A 1,570-nucleotide genomic window follows, 5' to 3' on the forward strand; every position below is an offset into this window, starting at 1 on the left:
TCACCAAACGCATCTGACCATCCGTCAACGATCCCCACGACGCGAACTTACCAACGAAGAACGGGACTTCGTATCACGAAGTGTCGTTGCAGTACGTGATGGCCTCTGTGTCTGTAGTGGCTGATGCGGGCTCGGGCCTGGCTTCTTCTTCGCCAGTGGGACCAGGAGGGTGAGCTGACCCGAGTTTTATAGAGTCCGTTTGCGGTTGTTCACGCCGGCTGCGTGGTTTGCTCCTTGTCGGCCCAGTGTTGCTGCTCGTACTCGACCGGTGGCATGTAGTCGAGCGCGGGAGTGCAGACGTTCGTCGTTGTACCAGGTCACCCACTCGGACACGGCACGCTCCACCTGGGCGAAGTCCCGCCAGGGGCCCTGCATTTCGATGAGCTCGGCCTTGAACGTGCCGTTCAGCGCCTCGGCCATCGCGTTGTCGTACGAGTCCGCCACCGAGCCGACCGAGGCGGTCGCGCCGACGTCGGCGAGCCGTTCGGTGTACCGAATGGATACGTATTGCGACCCGCGGTCGCTGTGGTGGACCAGGCCGGAGTCCTTCTTGATGCGGCGGCGCCACAGCGCCATCTCCAAGGCGTTCAGGGGGAGTTCGGTGCGCAGATGCTCGGCGATCTGCCGGCCGACGATCATCCGGGAGTACACGTCCAGGACGAACGCGACATACGCCCGGCCGGACCACGTCCGCACGTACGTCGGATCGGCGACCCACAGTCGGTCCGGGCCGTCGGCGGCGAAAACTCGGTCGACCAGGTCCGGCGGACGAGGCGCGGCAGGCTCGGGGACCGTGGTGCGACGGCGCCGGCCGCGGATGACACCCTCGATGCCCGGCTCGCGCATCAACCGCTCGACCGTGCACCGCGCGACCGGGTGGCCCTTGCGGGCCAGGGCGCGGGTGATCCGCCGGGCGCCATAAGTACCGCCGGAGTCGGTGTGCTCACGCTCGATCAGCGCAATGAGCTGCTTGTCGCGCAGTTGTCGAGCGGACTTCGGGCGCTTCTTGCGCGCGAAATACGTCGACGGCGACAGGTCGAGCACCCGGCATACGGGATCGACCCCGAGGCCTTTGTCACGCAGGTGGTCGATCACCTGCTCGGCCTCGTCCGGGGACGGTCGATCTCCTGGGCAAAAAACACCGAGGCGGCCTTCAGGATCTCGTTCGCCCGCCGCAACTCGGCTACTTCCCTGCGCAGTTGCTTCAGCTCGTCCTGTTCGCCGGTGGTCATCCGGTCGTCGCGTTCACCCGCGTCCGCCTCGGCCTGGCGGACCCAGTTGCGCAGGGCTTCCTTGTGGATGCCCAGGTCCCGGGCGACGTGCGCCACCGGCCGCCCGGAGGTGCGGACCTCCCGGATCGCCCGTTCCCGCAGCTCATCGGGGTATTTGCGTGGTGCTGGCATAGCTTGTGGTGCTCCTTTACGCCGGGCACCACAACCCGGCTTGAAGGACTCCACCAAACTCAGAGCGGCTCAAACCGGGCATCGAAGCGATCCCAGACGTCGGAGTATTCGGCGCCGAACAGGCGGCGCAGGCGTTCGACGGTCACCGGGCGAACCTATCGTCGCGT

1 pseudogene is annotated in these 1,570 nt (G+C 66.3%); it reads right to left on the reverse strand.

Features of this window, described 5'->3' with window-relative positions:
* Positions 1–209: 209 nt before the first annotated feature.
* Positions 210–1,403: pseudogene (locus tag ACFXKZ_RS52410) on the reverse strand (IS3 family transposase).
* Positions 1,404–1,570 lie beyond the last annotated feature (167 nt).

The sequence above is a fragment of the Embleya sp. NPDC059237 genome, assembly GCF_042754105.1.
GTDB lineage: Bacteria > Actinomycetota > Actinomycetes > Streptomycetales > Streptomycetaceae > Embleya.